We start from the raw sequence: 18748 nt of genomic DNA on the forward strand, positions 1-18748 counted from the left end.
GTGGCTGATAGTCGAAGTTTGGCATTTGGCATTTGGCATTTGATGGCAGGTGCGCACCGCGCGCACCTGTTAACGAATGGCATCGCCTAAACCAAATACCGGCAGGTACATGGCAATCACCAACGTCCCGACAATTCCACCGATCACCACCATCATCAAGGGTTCGAGCGAAGCCGCGAGTGCATCAGCCCGCATCAGCGTTTGTGCTTCATGCCACTCTGCTAAACGTGCCAGCATGGCATCCAGCGCACCCGCTTCCTCACCGACCCGGATCAGTTGTGCACAGAGTGCGGTGAAAAGTACATGATGCTGCATAGCCTGATGCAGGGGTGAACCACCAGCGATATGCCGCTGTAAGGCAATAATCGCTTCACGCCATAGGGGCGATCCCAGAGTGACCTCAACGGCTTGCAGACTTTGTAACAAGGTGAGCCCGGCCTGCTGCGTCAATTGCAGGATGGCGTAAATCTGGCTGAGCTGGCCACCGCGCCACAGTGTCGAAAGTAACGGCAGACGCAATAGCCAGCGATGAACACGTATTTGCCAGATTACGGAGCCACGGTAAAGCCATCTTGCGCCGAACAATAAGCACATCATCGTTAGCGTCAGAGGTAACGCAGCCTGTTGTAAAAACGCGGACAGACTCATCACGGCGGCGGTGAAGGCGGGCAGCGGTGCATCAAAACTGGCATACACCGAGACAAATTCGGGCAGCACAAACAGCAACATGCCTGCACTCACCGCCAGCGCCACCAGCAAAAGAAACAGTGGATAGCGCAAGGCTTTAACCACTTTCTGGCGCAGATGCTGTTGCTTACTCTGTTGTAAGGCTAACTGGCGGCAGCACTCGTCAAGCTGTTCAGTCAGTTCCCCCACTTCCATTAATGCTGGAAACAGCGTGGGGAAGATCTGCGGCCAGGCGCGGAGTGCGGATGAAAAAGCCTCTCCTGCCATCACCCGGCGTTGCAATTCGTTAAGCAGTAGACGCCAGCCTGCATGCGGGTGCCCTTCAGCCAGCAACGTCAGACTCTCCGCCAGCGGCAATCCTGCCTTGAGCAGGGTAGCTAACTGGCGAACCAGGTCAATTTTGTGCTGCCACTTCCAGTCACGCATGCGCCAGCATTTCCCACGATGCCAGCTGACCGGCAGCATACCGCGATTTGAGAGCTGCTCGAGAAGCGCATCCTGACTGGCCACCAATGAATCCCCTTCCAGTAATGCGCCCAGCGTGTCCAGCGCCTGCCAGCGGAATTGATAGAGATTAGCCATCCCCCAATCCCACAACCCGCTGGACTTCTTCAAAGGAGGTGTCACCGCGACTTACGGCCTCCAGCCCGGCGGCGAGCAACGTTTTCATGCCGCCTTCACTGGCCAGTGCGATGATGTGCTCCAGCGGCATATCGGCTGAAATCGCGTTCTGCAGCTTGTTACTCATCGGAAGCACCTCAAACAATGCCAGGCGTCCGTAATAGCCCGAGAAGCAGTGGTCACAGCCTGGAGCACGCCAGGTTTGTAAGGTGCCAGGCCAGATGTCGTGTGGCAGATGTGCAATGGCCTGTGCTGGCTGGCGGCAGTGCTCGCAGAGCCTTCGTACCAGACGCTGCGCGATGACTAACTGCAGGGCCGGGCCAAGCAGGTAACCGGGAATGTCCATCTGTCGCAGACGCGTTAGCGTTTCTGCCGTCGAATTGGTATGCAATGTTGATAGCACCAGATGCCCGGTCTGCGCCGCTTTAACGGCAATGCTGGCCGTTTCGGCATCGCGGATTTCTCCCACCATAATCACATCCGGGTCCTGTCGCAGCAGAGCCCGCAGCACCCGATTAAAATCGAGTCCGCTACGCGGCTGAATTTGTGTCTGGTTGATGCCTTCTAAGGGGATTTCCACCGGATCTTCCACGCTACACACATTTTTATCCGGCACATTCAGAGCGCTCAGGCCGCTATACAGAGTGAAGGTTTTACCGCTGCCGGTAGGCCCGGTGACCAGTATCAGCCCCTGAGGTTTCGCCAGTGCGTGCTTAAGTAGCCGTAACTGGGCAATCGGCATACCGAGTTTATCCAGCGTGATCGCGCTGTTTTCACTTTGCAGCAGTCGCACCACGGCTTTCTCACCGTGGCTAATAGGTAAGGTTGAGAGGCGAAAAGCGGCCTGTTGATCTTCAATGTCCAGGGTGAATTGCCCATCTTGTGGCAAGCGACGCTCGGCGATATCCAGCCCACCGAGGATTTTCAGCCTTGCAAGCACCGCAGCCGTGGGTGCATCCGGCAAATGTGACAGTTTGTGCAAGACGCCATCAATACGTAATCGAACGCGTAACCCCTGCTGCTGAGGTTCAAAATGGACGTCAGAAGCACGGCGCTGGATCGCCTGGCGTAAAATCTGCTCAACGGCATTGATTGCTGTTTCGGTCGCGGCCGGTTCGTGCAAGGCCGGCGAGTCATCAGGTTTGTGCAGTAGCTGCTCCAGTCTTGCCGCAGGCCAGCACTCAACTTCCACTTTGCACTGGCTGGCGAATTGCAGGGCTTCCAGCAGCAGCGGATCGGGCGTTTCCGCTACCGCAACGCGCAGTGATGTGGCGTCATGCTGAAGCATCACCGCCTGGTAACGTGCGCATAGGGTCTGGATCGGGGTGTTGGGCTGTGCCATCAGCGAGTGTCCTTATCGGTGAAGCGGAATTGTTCAAGACAGCTGTCGCGCAGGCTGGCATTGGTGCTGGTGCAACTGCGTTGCCAATCCAGCGTGCCTTCCGTGGTGTTCCAGATCGGTGTCATTTCTACACTTAACCCGGTAAGACTCTCCTGGCCCATTAAGGTGATGGCGCCATTCACGACACTTAGCGAGGCCACATAACGTGAACCTTTGGCAGCAGGAATACCGCCCGCGCCCGCCTGGCACTGAGTGGGACCGCCACGTTCAATCGCGCAGAGTTCCACTGCGGTTTTATACGGCACCATGGTTTGCAACATGTCAGTCAGCGCGGCGCGTTGCAGATAATTTTGATAACTGGGCAGGCCGATAGCGCTCAGGATGGCCACAATGCCAATCACGATCATCAGCTCGATGAGGGTAAAACCCCGTTGTCTTTCCATTGTTAAAAGCTCCTTATTGTGGAGCGGCTAAGGTAGAAAACGGTGTCGGAAAGCGATAGTGAGTCTGTTTATTGCTGGAGAGCAGGCTGTAATGAATCGCTGCGTTTGCAGAAGAGGCAACAGTAAACGGGAAGGCGACTCACAAACCGCCGCGCAGATGCGGCGGTAAGAGGGAGGACTATTAGTTGTCGCGGAATCGCATGGAGAGATCCATTGCGCGCACGTGTTTAGTCAATGCACCTACCGAAACGAAGTCGACGCCGGTTTTGGCAATTTGCGGCAGCGTGGCTTCCGTGACGTTACCGGAGACTTCCAGCAGGGCGCGTTTATCGGTGAGAATAACGGCTTCATGCATCATCTCGAAGCTGAAGTTATCCAGCATGATAATGTCGGCTCCGGCATCAATGGCGTCCTGCAATTCTTGCAGGCTCTCTACCTCAACTTCAACCGGCACATCGGGATCCAGCCACAGCGCTTTCTCCACTGCTTTACGTACAGACCCGCTGGCGATGATGTGGTTTTCCTTGATCAGGAAGGCATCGGACAGGCCCAGTCGATGATTACTCCCGCCGCCGCACAATACGGCATATTTCAGCGCGGTGCGCAGGCCAGGCAAGGTTTTGCGTGTATCCAGCAATTGCGTTTCGCTGCCGTCGAGTAAGTCGACATAGCGGCTGACTTCCGTAGCCACGCCGGAAAGCGTTTGCACGAAATTCAATGCGGTTCGTTCAGCGGTTAACAGCAGACGAGCCGGGCCTTTTAACTCGAACAGCAGTTGGTCAGCTACCACGGCTTGGCCATCTTCAACATGCCAGACAATCGTAACTTTATTGCCAAGCTGGATGAACACTTCTTGCACCCAGCGTTTACCACAAAAAACACCGGCTTCCCGCGTGATGATCTGTGCCTCGGCCTGTTTCTCTTCTGGTAAAAGTAGGGCCGTGATGTCACGGTCGGCATCTACTTCACCGCCTAAATCCTCCTGAAGTGCGCGCGCAACGGCTTCGGGGATGTCCTGCTCAATACGCTTAATCAGTTCCTGACGACGATGATCGGGATCGTAACGACGCGATGCCATGTTTATGCCACTCCAATAGTCGGATTTTACTGCGCTCACCTTAGCCTGATTTATAGGCTATTGCCAGTCGCGATAGTTGAAATGTTTAGTATCCTTAACATCGATCGCCATTCGCATTAAGTCACAAGCCGAAAAGGGGAAACATGTTATTCTCAGCCTGATTTTGCTTAGGATTTAGAGCATGAAACTGGAAGATGGCTGGATCACCAGCGCGCGCAAAGTGCTCTCGCCGCACTTTAACCAACGACCGGAAAATGAAATTCCCTCGTTGCTGATCATTCATAATATCAGTTTGCCGCCGGGTGAATTTGGTGGTCCGTGGATTGATCAACTGTTTACCGGGACTTTACCGCCGGATGCTCACCCCTATTTTGCCGATATCGCGCAATTGCGCGTGGCGGCACACTGCCTGATTCGTCGTGATGGTGAATTGGTGCAGTATGTTTCTTTTGATCAGCGCGCATGGCATGCCGGCGTGTCGCAATTTGCCGGGCGAGAAAACTGCAATGATTTCTCAATGGGCATTGAGCTGGAAGGCACGGATACGTTGCCCTACACCGATGCGCAGTATAAGACGTTAAAAAAGGTCAGCGCCTTGTTGCTCAAGCACTATCCGCTGACGCTGGAACGTATCACCGGGCACAGCGATATCGCGCCGCAGCGCAAAACCGATCCAGGCCCCGCATTTGACTGGATACGCTATAAAGAGTCCATCAGGCAGGAGAATCCCTGAAACAGCAGGAGCAGGTATGACGTTGTTTAGCTTGTTATTAGTGTTAGGTTGGGAACGCCTGTTTAAATTGGGTGAGCATTGGCAGCTGGATCATCGTCTGGAGCCGCTGTTCCGCGGACGCCAGCGATTTTCACTGCTGCGCACGCTGGTGATGACCCTCATCGCGATGCTAATTGTCTGGCTGCTGGTATGGAGCCTGAAAGGCATTTTGTTTGGCGTGGCGCAACTGGCATTCTGGATTGTGGTGGGCTTGTTGTGCATTGGCGCAGGCTCGGTGCGTCTGCACTATCACCGCTATCTGAAAGCCGCCAGCCACGATGATGAAGCGGCGCATCAGGCCATGGCTGCCGAACTGACGCTGATTCATGGTGTGCCCGTTGAATGCAGTGAGCGCGAGTTTCTGCGTGAACTACAAAATGCCCTGATTTGGATTAACTTCCGATTCTACCTCGCACCGCTGTTCTGGTTTGTTGTCGGTGGCCCTTACGGCCCGGTGCTGCTGGTGGGTTATGCATTTCTGCGTGCCTGGCAGAGCTGGCTGGCGAAACACCATTCTCCACTGGAGCGCGCGCAGTCAGGTGTTGATCGCGTACTGCACGTACTGGACTGGATCCCGGTGCGTCTGGCAGGTGTGGCTTATGCACTCTTAGGCCATGGTGAGCGGGCATTACCTGCGTGGTTTGCCTCATTGAGCGATCGCCATCGTTCGCAATATCAGGTGCTGACCAGCCTGGCGCAGTTCTCGTTAGCGCGTGATCCGCACATGGATAAAGTCGAAACGCCACGGGTGGCCGTGGCGCTGGCAAAGCGTATATCACTGGTGCTGGTTGTCGTGGTTGCGCTGCTGACCATTTACGGCACGCTGGTGTGATCGGCAGGCGGTACACCGAAATCTGGTGTGCCGTCCTCTCGCCATTCGAAGTACTTCAGGCGCGTATGGCGATTCGGATCCCATAATGGATCGCCCTCAATTTCGGTGTAATTCCGTGCGTGATACACCAGCACATCCCTTCCTTCCTCATCCTGCGTAAAGCTGTTGTGTCCCGGGCCATACTGCTGATTCTCCCAACTGGTGGTGAAGACCGGTCGTGCTGACTTCTGCCAGGCTGTGCTATCGAGTGGATCGGCCATCACATCAATGCTCAGGATCCCGAGGCAATAATTCTCATCAGTAGCGCTAGCGGAATAGGTAACAAACAGCCGATCGCCGTGATGAATAGCAGCAGGGCCCTCATTAACGCTAAAGCCTGCGCACTCCCACTCATATTCCGGCCGACTGAGCATCACCGGTGCGCTTTTCAGTGTCCAGGGGTTGAGTAACTCTGCAAGATAGAGATTGGAGTTGCCCGGAATCGCGGGATCCTTCTGTGCCCACAGATACCAGTTTTTGCCCTGATGCACGAAATGCGTTGCATCGAGAGAGAACGAATCGATAGGGGTAAACACACGGCGAGCAGGCTGCCAGTGGCCAGAAAGCGGATCGCTGTCATCACACACCAGCGCGTACATACGATGCTGAAATAGGCCATCTTTGATATCGCGCGCTGGGGCTGCAGCAAAGTAAATCACCCATTGTCCATTGATATGGTGCAGTTCCGGCGCCCAAATCAACGCACTGTACGGCCCGGTGTCGGGTTTGCGCCATACCGTGACCGCTCCCGCCTCAATCAGGCCATTCAGCGTGTCAGCGTGACGGATTTCGAGTCGATCATATTCCGGCACCGATGCCACGAAGTAGTAACCCTCGCCATGGCGCAGGATAAAAGGGTCGGCACGTTGAGTAATAAAGGGATTTGGCCAGCTCATTTGATCTCTCCGGGTTGTGGGATGGCAGACAGTGAGGCAGGGGATAACTCTCGAGCGTTGGCGCGGCGTAGCGCAAGATCATCCTGAATGGTGCGCATGAGCTTGCGATCCACCTTCAGCAAGCGCACTACACCGGCGGTGATCAGATAACCGACGCCGGGAATCACGGTGAACAGCAGCATGATGCCGTTAAGGGCGTTGGGAGCCTGCTGATTTGCACCCGCGTCATAGCCATAAATAGAGAGCAGGAAACCAACCATCGCACCAGCCACTGCCAGGCCTACTTTGAGGAAGAACAGATTGCCGGAGAAGCTCATGCCGGTGATACGTTTGCCGGTTTTCCACTCGCCATAATCATCGACATCCGCCATCAGCGACCAGTGCAGTGGTGAAGGGATTTGGTGCAGGATGTTTAGAAGGAAGTAGGCGACGACAACCGCCACAGTGGCATGAGGATCGATCCAGTAGAAACCGCAGGAGAAGAGCGCCAGTGCGATATTGATCCAGAAAAACACTTTCAGTTTGCACCAGCGGTCGGTGAGAATTTTTGCCAGAGTGCTACCCAACATCATGCCGATCACCCCCAGGCTGATAAACAGCGTGGCAAAGTGTGTGGATTGTCCCATTACCCAGGTGACGTAATACATGGTCGCCGCCATGCGGATGAAGCCGGGACAGACATTGCAAAACGTCAGCAGCAAGATGCGCACCCATTGATCGTTCTTCCAGACGTCGCGCAGATCTTTCTTCAAATCGTCATTACTGGGCGCGGCAGGGCGAATACGTTCGCGAACCGTGGCGAAACAGAACAGGAACATCACCAGACCTATCAGTGCCAGTACACTCATCGCCATCTGATAGCCACGCGCTTTATTGTCACCGCCAAACCACTCGGCCATCGGTAGCAGAGAGAGTGAAAGGATCAGCGTCGCCACGCCCACCATCACAAAACGATAGGATTGGCAGGAGACACGCTCACCGGGATCGTTGGTAATCACACCGCCCAGTGAGCAGTAGGGAATATTGATAGCGGTGTAAGTGAGAGACATTAAGAAGTAGGTGACAAAGGCCCAAATGACTTTGTTCTCATAACTCCAGTCTGGCGTGGTGAACATCAGCACGCTGAACAGTACATAGGGGACAGAAACCCACAGCAGCCATGGGCGGAAGCGTCCCCAGCGGCTTTGCGTGCGGTCAGCAATGGCGCCCATAATCGGATCGGTGACGGCATCCAGCACGCGGACAGAAAGCAGCAGCGTACCGACCAGCGCGGGCGCAAGGCCAAACACATCGGTGTAGAAATAGTTAAGGAAAAGCATGATAGCGCCGCCGATCATATTGCATCCGGCATCGCCCATGCCGTACCCCAGTTTCTCTCTGAATGAGAGTGCTGCTCCATTCATTATTCGTCTCCCGCGACAAGGTGAGACGAAATTATCAGCGTTAAATCAGTAACCTGCTGGGGAACAATTGGTCACGTAGATGGACAAAACAGGTGGGCGCAGAAAAGTGTGAGGCAGATCAGGAATGTTGCCCGGCACTGGCGTGCCGGGCAGAGACTTACATTAGGCTTTTTGCACTTTATTTTTGATGGTGTAACCCACGGCCAGAATCACCAGCCAGACAGGAATCAACCACACAGAAATCGCCATACCCGGCGTAATCGCCATGATCACCAGCACGGCCGCCATGAACACCAGGCAGAGCCAGTTACCAAATGGATAGAGCACGGCTTTAAAGCGCGTAGTCACACCTTGCTGATCTTTCTTCTTACGGAATTTCATGTGCGCCAGGCTGATCATCGCCCAGTTGATCACCAGCGCAGAGACCACCAGTGACATCAGCAGGCCAAAGGCTTCACCCGGCATCAGGTAGTTGATCAGGACGCACAGCGCTGTAGCAACGGCTGAAACCAGAATGGTCGCCACTGGCACGCCGCGCTTATCAACATTGAGCAGCGCTTTCGGCGCGTTACCCTGTTGTGCTAAGCCGAACAGCATACGGCTGTTGCAATAAACGCAGCTGTTATAGACCGACAGTGCAGCCGTCAGGATCACCACGTTCAATGCGTTGGCGACGAAGGCATCACCCAGTTCGTGGAAGATCAACACGAACGGGCTGGTCTCTTCGGTGACGCGTGTCCACGGCATCAATGACAGCAGCACCGCCAGAGAACCAATGTAGAAAATCAGGATACGCCACAGAACCTGGTTGGTGGCTTTCGGGATGCTCTCTTGCGGATTATCCGCCTCAGCAGCGGTGATACCGACCAGCTCAAGGCCACCAAACGAGAACATAATGATCGCCATCATCATGACCAGACCGGTCATGCCGTGTGGCAGGAAACCGCCCTGGCTCCACAGGTTAGTGACGCTGGCCTGCGGACCGGCGTTGCCGCTAAACAGCAACCAGCCGCCGAACAGGATCATGCCGATAACGGCGACCACTTTGATGATTGCGAACCAGAACTCCATTTCCCCAAACACTTTTACGTTGGTCAGGTTAATGGCGTTGATCACCACGAAGAAGATGGCGGCACTGGCCCAGGTAGGGAATTCGGGATACCAAAATTGGATGTATTTACCCACGGCACTCAGTTCGGCCATGGCGACCAAAACATACAGCACCCAGTAGTTCCAGCCAGAGGCGAAACCGGCAAAGTTGCCCCAGTACTTATAGGCGAAGTGGCTGAAGCTACCGGCAACCGGCTCTTCCACTACCATTTCACCTAACTGGCGCATAATCAGAAAGGCAATAAATCCTGCAATCGCATAACCGAGAATCACGGCCGGACCGGCCGATTTAATCACTGATGCGCTACCCAGAAACAGACCGGTACCCACGGCACCGCCCAGCGCAATCAGCTGAATATGGCGATTTTTCAGACCGCGATGCAGTCCTTCGCCATGCTGTTGTTCCATACAAACCTCGTGATGTTGTTATTGTGCACCTGCAGTGCGCGCACTGTAAGGCTGTTTTACGCAATGTATTCTTTTCTTTACGGTATTTGGCGTGCTGTGTGCATGCTGAAACTACCATGGCGACCAGAATAGTGATAAGCGCGCCGCTTTGCACCTGCTTTTGCTTTTTGTGCTGAGAGATGGCTGAAAAAGCAGCAGCATTCACTGTGTGTCATCCAGGTTATTTCTGACATGAATAAACAATAAACACGAATAGCTTTCGCTTATGGTTGCCTGTAAGGCTTACCGCTAACTCAGTGTAAGGTTTGGTAAAAGTGAAATCTGTTAACAATTCACTTACGTAGCAAATATATGCCTTTATCACGGGAAGTTAGCGCGCGGTAACAGCGATATACCCCGGAAGTGTGATGCCTGCCATATAGACACAAGGTGAATACTTTGTTACTTTACGGGCACCATTTTTCAATTGGTATTACCAATTTACTCCGGACGTTTTGCACAATAAGAAGGGAAGATGGCTTACAGTAAAATTCGCCAACCAAAGCTCTCCGATGCGATTGAGCAACAGCTGGAATCCCTCATTATGGAAGGGACGCTCCAGCCAGGTGAAAAGCTTCTCCCCGAGCGCGAACTGGCGAAACAGTTTGATGTCTCACGTCCATCCCTGCGCGAAGCGATTCAGAGCCTGGAAGCCAAAGGCCTGCTGTTACGCCGTCAGGGCGGTGGTACCTTCGTGCAAACAAATCTCTGGCAAAGCATGAGCGATCCGTTAGTGAGCCTGCTTGCCGAACATCCAGAATCTCAGTTTGACCTGCTGGAAACCCGCCACGCGCTGGAAGGCGTTGCTGCTTATTATGCGGCGCTGCGTGGCACAGATGAAGATCTGCAGCGCATCCGCGACTGCCATGTTCATATCCAGCAGGCGCAGGACAGCGGCGATCTGGATGCCGAAGCAGATGCAGTGATGAAGTATCAGATCGCTGTCACAGAAGCCGCCCATAATGTGGTGCTGTTGCATTTGCTGCGTTCCATGGGCCCTATGCTGGAACAAAACGTCCGTCAGAATTTCGAATTGCTTTACGCTCGCCGGGAAATGCTGGCGAAAGTGAGCGGTCACCGCGCCAGTATCTTTGAGGCGATTGTGGCTCGTGAGCCAGAACAAGCACGCGAGGCCTCCCATCGTCACCTGGCGTTCATTGAGGAAATCTTGCTGGATAGAAGTCGGGAGCAGAGTCGTCGTGAACGCTCCCTGCGTCGTTTACAGCAACGTAAGGAATAACGCACGGCAACGAACGTGCGGAAAACAAACGACGGACCTGTCTTCTTGTGCTGTGAACAAGAAACAAAGCACAAGAAGACAGGCTCCTGATAATTCAACGTATTAGACACAGATAAGGAACACACCCCATGTCAGAACGTTTACAGAATGACGTGGATCCGATCGAAACTCGTGACTGGCTACAGGCGATCGAATCGGTCATCCGTGAAGAAGGTGTTGAGCGCGCGCAGTATCTGCTTGATCAGGTATTGAACGCAGCACGCAAAGGTGGCGTGAAAGTGGCAGGCGGTGCGTCGGCTATCAGTAACTACATCAACTCTATTGCTGTTGAAGATGAACCGGACTATCCGGGCAACACCTCTCTTGAACGTCGTATCCGTTCCGCAATTCGCTGGAACGCCATCATGTCGGTGCTGCGTGCATCGAAGAAAGATCTGGAGTTGGGTGGTCACCTCTCATCCTTCCAGTCTTCTGCCACCATTTATGAAGTGTGCTTTAACCACTTCTTCCGTGCGCGCAGTGATAAAGACGGCGGCGATCTGGTTTACTTCCAGGGTCATATTTCTCCGGGCATCTACTCACGTGCTTTCCTGGAAGGCCGTCTGACCGAAGAGCAGATGAATAACTTCCGTCAGGAAGTGCATGGTAAAGGTCTGTCTTCTTACCCGCACCCGAAACTGATGCCTGACTTCTGGCAGTTCCCGACCGTGTCTATGGGTCTGGGTCCATTGAATGCGATCTATCAGGCGAAGTTCCTGAAATATCTGGATCACCGTGGCCTGAAAGACACCAAAAATCAGACTGTTTACGCCTTCCTTGGCGATGGCGAGATGGATGAGCCGGAATCTAAAGGTGCGATCACCATCGCCACCCGTGAGAAACTGGACAACCTGGTGTTCATCATTAACTGTAACCTGCAGCGCCTCGATGGCCCGGTTACTGGTAATGGCAAAATCATCAACGAGCTGGAAGGCATCTTTGCCGGTGCTGGCTGGAACGTGATTAAAGTGATCTGGGGCGCGCGTTGGGATGAACTGCTGAAGCAGGACACCAGCGGCAAACTGATCCAGCTGATGAACGAAACGGTTGATGGCGACTACCAGACCTTCAAATCCCGTGATGGCGCCTACGTGCGTGAGCACTTCTTCGGTAAATACCCGGAGACCGCTGCACTGGTGAAAGACTGGTCAGACGAAGAGATCTTCGCCCTGAACCGTGGCGGCCACGATCCGAAGAAAATCTACGCAGCACTGAAAAAAGCGCAGGACACCAAAGGTCAACCGACCCTGATCCTCGCACATACCATTAAAGGTTATGGTATGGGTGACACTGCGGAAGGTAAAAACATCGCGCACCAGGTCAAGAAGATGAACATGGATGGCGTTCGCTACATCCGTGACCGCTTCAACGTGCCGGTGGCTGACGATCAGATCGAAAACCTGCCGTACGTGACCTTCGATAAAGGTTCTGACGAGTACAACTACCTGCACGGTCAGCGTGAGAAGCTGGGTGGCTACCTGCCAACCCGTCAGGCAGAGTTCAGCGAGAAGCTGGAAATGCCAACGCTGGAAGAGTTCAAACCGTTGCTGGAAGAGCAGAACAAAGAGATCTCCACCACTATCGCGTTTGTGCGTGCACTGAACGTGATGCTGAAGAACAAGTCGATCAAAGATCGTCTGGTGCCAATCCTTGCGGATGAAGCGCGTACCTTCGGTATGGAAGGCCTGTTCCGTCAGATTGGTATCTACAGCCCGAACGGTCAGCAGTACACCCCGCAGGACCGTGAGCAGGTTGCTTACTATAAAGAAGACGAGAAAGGCCAGATTCTGCAGGAAGGGATCAACGAGCTGGGCGCAGGTTCATCCTGGCTGGCGGCGGCGACCTCTTACAGCACCAACAACCTGCCGATGATTCCGTTCTACATCTATTACTCGATGTTCGGTTTCCAGCGTATCGGCGATCTGATGTGGCTGGCAGGCGACCAACAGGCGCGCGGCTTCCTGGTCGGTGGTACTTCGGGTCGTACGACGCTAAACGGTGAAGGCTTGCAGCATGAAGATGGCCACAGCCACATTCAGTCACTGACGATTCCTAACTGTATCTCTTACGATCCTTCATACGCATATGAAGTAGCGGTGATCATGCAGGATGGCCTGGTGCGTATGTACGGCGAAGCGCAAGAGAACATCTACTACTACATCACCACGCTGAACGAAAACTACCATATGCCAGCAATGCCAGAAGGCGTTGAAGAGGGTATCCGTAAAGGTATCTACAAGCTGGAAACGGTAGAAGGTAGCAAAGGCAAAGTGCAGCTGCTGGGTTCAGGCTCTATCCTGCGTCACGTTCGTGAAGCGTCGGAAATCCTGGCAAAAGACTACGGTATCGGCTCAGACGTTTATAGCGTCACCTCGTTCACTGAACTGGCGCGTGATGGCCAGGATTGTGAGCGCTGGAACATGCTGCATCCGACTGAAACGCCACGCGTGCCATACATCGCTCAGGTGATGAATGAAGCGCCAGCTGTTGCCTCAACTGACTACATGAAGCTGTTCGCAGAACAGGTTCGTAGCTACGTCCCTTCAAGCGATTATCGCGTGCTGGGTACCGATGGCTTCGGTCGTTCAGACAGCCGTGAAAACCTGCGTCACCACTTCGAAGTGGATGCATCGTATGTTGTGGTTGCTGCGCTGGGTGAGCTGGCTAAACGCGGCGAAATCGATAAGAAAGTGGTGGCAGACGCGATCACCAAATTCAGCATCGATGCCGATAAAGTTAACCCGCGTCTGGCTTAAGAGGTAAGAGAGTAATGGCTATCGAAATTAACGTACCGGATATCGGGTCAGACGAAGTTGAAGTCACCGAAATTCTGGTGAAGGTGGGCGACAAGGTCGAAGCTGAACAGTCGTTGATCACCGTAGAAGGCGATAAAGCCTCTATGGAAGTGCCTTCGCCTCAGGCTGGCGTGGTGAAAGAGATTAAAATCTCTACCGGTGACAAAGTGAACACCGGCTCACTGATGATGATCTTTGAAGCTGAGGGCGCAGCAGCAGCTGCCCCGGCGGCAGAAGAGAAGAAAGCAGAAGCCGCGCCTGCGGCAGCTGCTGCTTCAGTGAGCAAAGAAGTCAACGTGCCGGACATCGGTGGTGATGAAGTTGAAGTCACCGAGATTCTGGTGAAAGTCGGCGACAAAGTTGAAGCGGAACAATCTCTGCTCACCGTTGAAGGCGACAAGGCTTCAATGGAAGTGCCAGCACCGTTCGCGGGCGTGGTGAAAGAGATCAAAATCGCTACCGGCGATAAAGTGAATACCGGCTCGCTGATCATGATCTTCGACGCAGAGGGTGCAGCACCTGCTGCTGCCCCAGCGGCGAAACAAGAAGCGGCTCCGGCGGCTGCACCGGCTGCGGCCGGTGGTGCGAAAGACGTTAACGTGCCTGACATCGGCGGCGATGAAGTTGAAGTCACGGAAGTACTGGTCAAAGTGGGTGACAAAGTCACCGCTGAGCAGTCACTGATCGTGGTCGAAGGCGACAAAGCGTCAATGGAAGTGCCAGCACCATTCGCGGGTACCGTGAAAGAGCTGAAAGTGTCTACCGGCGATAAAGTGAATACCGGTTCACTGATCATGGTGTTCGAAGTAGAAGGCGCTGCGCCTGCTGCTGCGGCACCTGCGGCGAAACAGGAAGCGGCTCCGGCTCCGGCTCCGGCGGCAGCGAAACCTGCCGCTACAGCGCCAGCAGCAAAAGCTGACGCGAAAGGCGAGTTTGCCGAGAACGATGCTTACGTCCACGCTACCCCGGTGATTCGTCGCCTGGCGCGCGAGTTCGGTGTGAATCTGGCGAAAGTCAAAGGCACCGGCCGTAAAGGTCGCATCCTGAAAGAAGACGTACAGTCTTACGTGAAAGATGCGGTTAAGCGTGCGGAAACCGCACCGGCTGCAGCGGCAAGTGGCGGAAGCCTGCCTGGCCTGCTGCCTTGGCCGAAAGTGGACTTCAGCAAGTTCGGTGAAGTGGAAGAAGTGGAACTGGGTCGTATCCAGAAGATCTCGGGTGCGAACCTGAGCCGTAACTGGGTGGTTATCCCGCACGTTACGCACTTCGATAAAACCGATATCACCGATCTGGAAGCGTTCCGCAAGCAGCAGAACGCCGAAGCGGAAAAACGTAAGCTGGATGTGAAGTTCACCCCTGTGGTGTTCATCATGAAAGCCGTTGCCGCTGCGATGGAGCAGATGCCGCGTTTCAACAGTTCACTGTCTGAAGATGCACAGAAACTGACGCTGAAGAAATACATCAACATCGGTGTGGCGGTTGATACGCCAAACGGTCTGGTGGTTCCGGTGTTCAAAGATGTGAACAAGAAAGGCATTACTGAACTGTCGCGTGAGCTAATGGCGATTTCTAAGAAAGCGCGTGATGGCAAGCTGACGGCTAGCGATATGCAGGGCGGTTGCTTCACCATCTCCAGCCTCGGCGGTTTGGGTACCACGCACTTTGCGCCAATTGTTAATGCGCCAGAAGTCGCTATCCTCGGTGTCTCCAAGTCTGCGATGGAGCCAGTGTGGAACGGTAAAGAGTTTGAGCCGCGTCTGATGATGCCAATCTCACTCTCCTTCGACCACCGCGTGATCGACGGTGCTGATGGTGCGCGCTTTATCACCATCATCAACAACACACTGTCCGACATTCGCCGTCTGGTGATGTGAAGTTAACCAAGGCCGGCAAATGCCGGCCTTGTTGTAAGCATTCAATGTTGCCGCGGTTGGCAGTTTATTAACAATTCTGTAAACTCTTGCGGTGAAATGTCCCGGTGGATAAAGGGCATGCGGAGCCTGGGACGGGCTCGCTTTTGACCGCCGGCAATCTAATAAGAGGTCATGATGAGTACAGAGATTAAAACTCAAGTCGTGGTACTTGGGGCAGGTCCTGCAGGTTACTCTGCAGCCTTCCGTTGCGCTGATTTAGGTCTGGAAACCGTAATCGTTGAGCGTTACAGCACCCTCGGTGGTGTTTGTCTGAACGTGGGCTGTATCCCGTCAAAAGCGCTGCTTCATGTTGCGAAAGTGATCGAAGAAGCGAAAGCACTGGAAGAGCACGGTATCGTGTTCGGCCAGCCGCAAACTGACATCAACAAGATTCGTACCTGGAAAGAAAAGGTCATCACTCAACTGACTGGCGGTCTGGCCGGTATGGCTAAAGGCCGTAAAGTGAAAGTGGTTACCGGTCTGGGTAAATTTACCGGCGCTAACACCCTGGTGGTGGAAGGTGAGGGTGGCGCAACCACCATCAACTTCGATAACGCGATCATCGCTGCGGGCTCTCGCCCAATCGAACTGCCATTCATTCCACACAACGATCCACGCGTGTGGGATTCAACCGATGCGCTGGAACTGAAAGAAGTGCCTAAGCGTCTGCTGGTTATGGGCGGCGGCATCATCGGTCTGGAAATGGCCACCGTGTATAACGCGCTGGGTTCAGAGATCGATGTGGTTGAGATGTTCGACCAGGTTATCCCTGCTGCCGATAAAGACGTGGTGAAAGTCTTCACCAAACGTATCAGCAAAAAATTCAACCTGATGCTGGAAACCAAAGTGACCGCTGTTGAAGCGAAAGACGATGGTATCTACGTATCAATGGAAGGTAAAAAAGCTCCGGCTGAAGCGCAGCGTTATGACGCAGTGCTGGTGGCGATTGGCCGTGTGCCAAACGGTAAAGGCCTGGATGCTGGTAAAGCGGGCGTGGAAGTGGACGATCGTGGTTTCATCCGCGTCGACAAACAGCTGCGTACCAACGTGCCACACATCTTTGCTATCGGCGACATCGTCGGTCAGCCAATGCTGGCGCACAAAGGTGTGCACGAAGGCCACGTCGCGGCAGAAGTGATTTCTGGTCTGAAACACTACTTCGACCCGAAAGTGATTCCTTCTATTGCCTATACCGAGCCAGAAGTTGCCTGGGTGGGCCTGACAGAGAAAGAAGCCAAAGAGAAAGGCATCAGCTACGAAGTCTCCACCTTCCCGTGGGCTGCTTCTGGTCGTGCAATCGCTTCTGATTGTGCAGATGGTATGACCAAGCTGATCTTCGACAAAGAGACTCACCGTGTGATCGGTGGTGCGATTGTCGGCACCAACGGCGGCGAGCTGTTGGGTGAAATCGGTCTGGCGATCGAGATGGGCTGTGATGCAGAAGACATCGCACTGACCATTCACGCGCACCCAACGTTGCATGAGTCTGTTGGCCTGGCGGCTGAAGTGTTCGAAGGTAGCATCACTGACCTGCCAAACCCGAAAGCGAAAAAGAAATAATCTTTCGTGCTAAATAAAGAAACGGCTCCTTGATGGAGCCGTTTTTTATTACGGGTTCTATTTAATTGAAACGATAAATAAGGCGCTGGAGCTAACGCATAAGCTCTGCCGGAAATAGCAGGGGCGACCCCCTGCTATTGAAATATTACTGCCTGACTTCGTAAGCCATTACCGCAGATAATTCAGCAGCGAATATCTTAAACCGTAATTCACAGAGTGTATTGCGATTCACCAGGCACAATACTAATAGCATGAGCCCGCCGATAATCAGCTTGCTGAATGATAACTTCATAATCACTTACTCCTTGCATTAGCACGAGCAAGCAACTACCCTAACATTGCTTAGGTGTTTCGGGTAGTTGCCTGCTCGTGCGGTTGATGAAAATTGACCGCATGAGTTTCTCCTTCCACAACCCACCTCAATTGAAAATGCTTGAGGCAGATTGCCTCAAGCGCCCGCAGGCAGTCTACGCGATTTATTTCTTATTTCACGTCTAATCTGTCTTTAATTTTTATTAAATATTACGGTTTTATTGTTAGGCTTTAATTAAAGGTGTTAAGTGTTCATGTTATTAATTATTGATATCTTTAATCCAATCAATAAAATGCCTCAACGGTGCGGATAGATATTTCCTGCTCGGGTAATAGAGCCAGAATCCTTCCTCAACCTGGGTATACTCAGCAAGTATTTCAACTAATTCTCCAGTCGCTAATGCATTGCTGACTGCATCCTGATGCAAAAAGGCAATACCTAATCCGGCGCGAGCTGCTTGCAGAATGCGCTCGTTATTGTCCAGCACCAGCGAGCCTTTTACCGCCACTTCCTGTTTGCGCCCATCCTGCCAAAATTCCCAACGATAGCGACGTCCGCTCGGAAAGCGTCTTTCAATGCAGGGAAACTGCAATAGCTCCGCCGGTAACAGCGGAACGCCGTGCTGAGCAAGGAAATCCGGACTGGCCACCGCCAGTGCACGCATCGGCCGACCAAAAGGCACCGCGATCATATCCTGCGCCAGTACATCGCCATAGCGTACGCCCGCATCAAAGCCGCTTTCCACGATATCCACTAGCGCGTCATTGCTGTCGATCTCCAGCGTAATCTCCGGGTAGCGTTGTACAAACGGCAGTATCAGGGACTGAAAAAACAGCGCCTCCGCTGAACGCGGCATGCTAATGCGCAACACGCCACGGGGATCGCTGCGCCAGTCGTTCAGTTCATCCACCGCCTGCGATAGGTCAGCCAGCGCAGGCTGGATTCGCTGCAAAAAACGCTCACCGGCTTCGGTCAGCGCCACTTTTCGCGTGGTGCGATGCAGCAGCCGTACGCCTAAGCGCTCTTCAAAGTTGCGCATGGCGTGGCTCAGGCTCGAGGGCGTGACATTACGCTCCTCAGCGGCTTTGCGAAAACTCAGATGCTGCGCGATAGCGGCAAACATCTCCAGTTCTTGCATTGATGCACGGTAATTATTCATTGCTGAATTCCATTCATTAAATCAACGAAAATAGCGCAATTGTTGCTGCGATTGCTGAG

At 53.6% G+C, this 18748-nt stretch carries 15 protein-coding genes; 6 read left to right on the top strand and 9 right to left on the bottom strand.

Annotation, left to right across the window (positions count from 1 at the left end):
* Positions 1-69: 69 nt before the first annotated feature.
* The 4 genes from hofC to nadC all read right to left on the bottom strand — a co-directional run bounded on the left by hofC (position 70) and on the right by nadC (position 4171).
* Positions 70-1269, bottom strand: a complete 1200-nt coding sequence (gene hofC / locus ACXI0A_RS04950; protein WP_476150091.1) for a protein transport protein HofC — start codon at positions 1267-1269, stop codon at positions 70-72.
* Complete coding sequence (gspE, locus tag ACXI0A_RS04955; RefSeq protein ID WP_476150089.1) at positions 1262-2650, bottom strand: type II secretion system protein GspE; 1389 nt, start codon at positions 2648-2650, stop codon at positions 1262-1264. Before gspE ends, hofC begins: the two co-directional genes overlap by 8 nt.
* Complete coding sequence (ppdD, locus tag ACXI0A_RS04960) at positions 2650-3093, bottom strand: prepilin peptidase-dependent pilin (protein ID WP_476150087.1); 444 nt, start codon at positions 3091-3093, stop codon at positions 2650-2652. Before ppdD ends, gspE begins: the two co-directional genes overlap by 1 nt.
* Positions 3094-3274: 181 nt before the next feature.
* Entirely contained in the window at positions 3275-4171 is an 897-nt protein-coding gene (nadC, locus tag ACXI0A_RS04965; RefSeq protein ID WP_476150085.1) for a carboxylating nicotinate-nucleotide diphosphorylase, read from the bottom strand.
* A gap of 181 nt (positions 4172-4352) precedes the next feature.
* Here nadC and ampD point away from each other — a divergent pair, with 181 nt between their 5' ends.
* Both ampD and ampE read left to right on the top strand, forming a co-directional pair.
* Positions 4353-4904, top strand: coding sequence for a 1,6-anhydro-N-acetylmuramyl-L-alanine amidase AmpD (ampD, locus tag ACXI0A_RS04970; RefSeq protein WP_034829636.1), 552 nt, complete (start codon positions 4353-4355; stop codon positions 4902-4904).
* 16 nt (positions 4905-4920) lie between these two features.
* The gene (gene ampE, locus ACXI0A_RS04975; RefSeq protein ID WP_476150083.1) at positions 4921-5775 is read left to right on the top strand and encodes a beta-lactamase regulator AmpE; all 855 of its coding nucleotides are present in this window, start codon (positions 4921-4923) and stop codon (positions 5773-5775) included.
* Here the strand turns inward: ampE and ACXI0A_RS04980 are convergent.
* From ACXI0A_RS04980 to aroP, 3 genes are all read right to left on the bottom strand, one after another.
* Positions 5757-6710: a family 43 glycosylhydrolase gene (locus tag ACXI0A_RS04980; RefSeq protein ID WP_476150081.1), complete on the bottom strand. Its 954-nt coding sequence runs from the start codon at positions 6708-6710 to the stop codon at positions 5757-5759. The two genes, ampE and ACXI0A_RS04980, sit on opposite strands and share 19 nt — an antisense overlap.
* Positions 6707-8113 (bottom strand): glycoside-pentoside-hexuronide (GPH):cation symporter, encoded by a 1407-nt coding sequence (locus ACXI0A_RS04985; protein ID WP_476150079.1) that lies wholly within the window; start codon positions 8111-8113, stop codon positions 6707-6709. The genes ACXI0A_RS04980 and ACXI0A_RS04985 overlap by 4 nt, the downstream gene beginning before the upstream one ends.
* Positions 8114-8275: 162 nt before the next feature.
* Entirely contained in the window at positions 8276-9631 is a 1356-nt protein-coding gene (aroP, locus tag ACXI0A_RS04990; protein WP_476150077.1) for an aromatic amino acid transporter AroP, read from the bottom strand.
* Positions 9632-10145: 514 nt separating this feature from the next.
* Between aroP and pdhR the strand changes: the two genes are divergently transcribed.
* From pdhR to lpdA, 4 genes are all read left to right on the top strand, one after another.
* Positions 10146-10910: a pyruvate dehydrogenase complex transcriptional repressor PdhR gene (gene pdhR / locus ACXI0A_RS04995; RefSeq protein ID WP_034829622.1), complete on the top strand. Its 765-nt coding sequence runs from the start codon at positions 10146-10148 to the stop codon at positions 10908-10910.
* 128 nt (positions 10911-11038) lie between these two features.
* The gene (gene aceE, locus ACXI0A_RS05000) at positions 11039-13705 is read left to right on the top strand and encodes a pyruvate dehydrogenase (acetyl-transferring), homodimeric type (RefSeq protein ID WP_224932509.1); all 2667 of its coding nucleotides are present in this window, start codon (positions 11039-11041) and stop codon (positions 13703-13705) included.
* A gap of 14 nt (positions 13706-13719) precedes the next feature.
* Positions 13720-15618: a pyruvate dehydrogenase complex dihydrolipoyllysine-residue acetyltransferase gene (gene aceF, locus ACXI0A_RS05005; protein WP_476150075.1), complete on the top strand. Its 1899-nt coding sequence runs from the start codon at positions 13720-13722 to the stop codon at positions 15616-15618.
* Between the two features lie 174 nt (positions 15619-15792).
* Entirely contained in the window at positions 15793-17217 is a 1425-nt protein-coding gene (gene lpdA, locus ACXI0A_RS05010; protein WP_038650261.1) for a dihydrolipoyl dehydrogenase, read from the top strand.
* Positions 17218-17362: 145 nt separating this feature from the next.
* Here lpdA and ACXI0A_RS05015 read toward each other — a convergent pair whose 3' ends face one another.
* Positions 17363-17509: a Hok/Gef family protein gene (locus ACXI0A_RS05015; protein ID WP_155288016.1), complete on the bottom strand. Its 147-nt coding sequence runs from the start codon at positions 17507-17509 to the stop codon at positions 17363-17365.
* A 280-nt stretch (positions 17510-17789) separates the two neighbouring features.
* Positions 17790-18689 (bottom strand): LysR substrate-binding domain-containing protein, encoded by a 900-nt coding sequence (locus ACXI0A_RS05020; protein WP_476150073.1) that lies wholly within the window; start codon positions 18687-18689, stop codon positions 17790-17792.
* Positions 18690-18748 lie beyond the last annotated feature (59 nt).

The sequence above is a fragment of the Pantoea sp. C1E2 genome (genome assembly GCF_056491465.1).

Excerpts from the sequence above, each read along its gene's own strand:
- hofC (WP_476150091.1), bottom strand. The coding sequence starts at position 1,269 with ATGGCTAATCTCTATCAATTCCGCTGGCAGGCGCTGGACACGCTGGGC.
- gspE (WP_476150089.1), bottom strand. The coding sequence starts at position 2,650 with ATGGCACAGCCCAACACCCCGATCCAGACCCTATGCGCACGTTACCAG.
- ppdD (WP_476150087.1), bottom strand. The coding sequence starts at position 3,093 with ATGGAAAGACAACGGGGTTTTACCCTCATCGAGCTGATGATCGTGATT.
- nadC (WP_476150085.1), bottom strand. The coding sequence starts at position 4,171 with ATGGCATCGCGTCGTTACGATCCCGATCATCGTCGTCAGGAACTGATT.
- ampD (WP_034829636.1), top strand. The coding sequence starts at position 4,353 with ATGAAACTGGAAGATGGCTGGATCACCAGCGCGCGCAAAGTGCTCTCG.
- ampE (WP_476150083.1), top strand. The coding sequence starts at position 4,921 with ATGACGTTGTTTAGCTTGTTATTAGTGTTAGGTTGGGAACGCCTGTTT.
- ACXI0A_RS04980 (WP_476150081.1), bottom strand. The coding sequence starts at position 6,710 with ATGAGCTGGCCAAATCCCTTTATTACTCAACGTGCCGACCCTTTTATC.
- ACXI0A_RS04985 (WP_476150079.1), bottom strand. The coding sequence starts at position 8,113 with ATGAATGGAGCAGCACTCTCATTCAGAGAGAAACTGGGGTACGGCATG.
- aroP (WP_476150077.1), bottom strand. The coding sequence starts at position 9,631 with ATGGAACAACAGCATGGCGAAGGACTGCATCGCGGTCTGAAAAATCGC.
- pdhR (WP_034829622.1), top strand. The coding sequence starts at position 10,146 with ATGGCTTACAGTAAAATTCGCCAACCAAAGCTCTCCGATGCGATTGAG.
- aceE (WP_224932509.1), top strand. The coding sequence starts at position 11,039 with ATGTCAGAACGTTTACAGAATGACGTGGATCCGATCGAAACTCGTGAC.
- aceF (WP_476150075.1), top strand. The coding sequence starts at position 13,720 with ATGGCTATCGAAATTAACGTACCGGATATCGGGTCAGACGAAGTTGAA.
- lpdA (WP_038650261.1), top strand. The coding sequence starts at position 15,793 with ATGAGTACAGAGATTAAAACTCAAGTCGTGGTACTTGGGGCAGGTCCT.
- ACXI0A_RS05015 (WP_155288016.1), bottom strand. The coding sequence starts at position 17,509 with ATGAAGTTATCATTCAGCAAGCTGATTATCGGCGGGCTCATGCTATTA.
- ACXI0A_RS05020 (WP_476150073.1), bottom strand. The coding sequence starts at position 18,689 with ATGAATAATTACCGTGCATCAATGCAAGAACTGGAGATGTTTGCCGCT.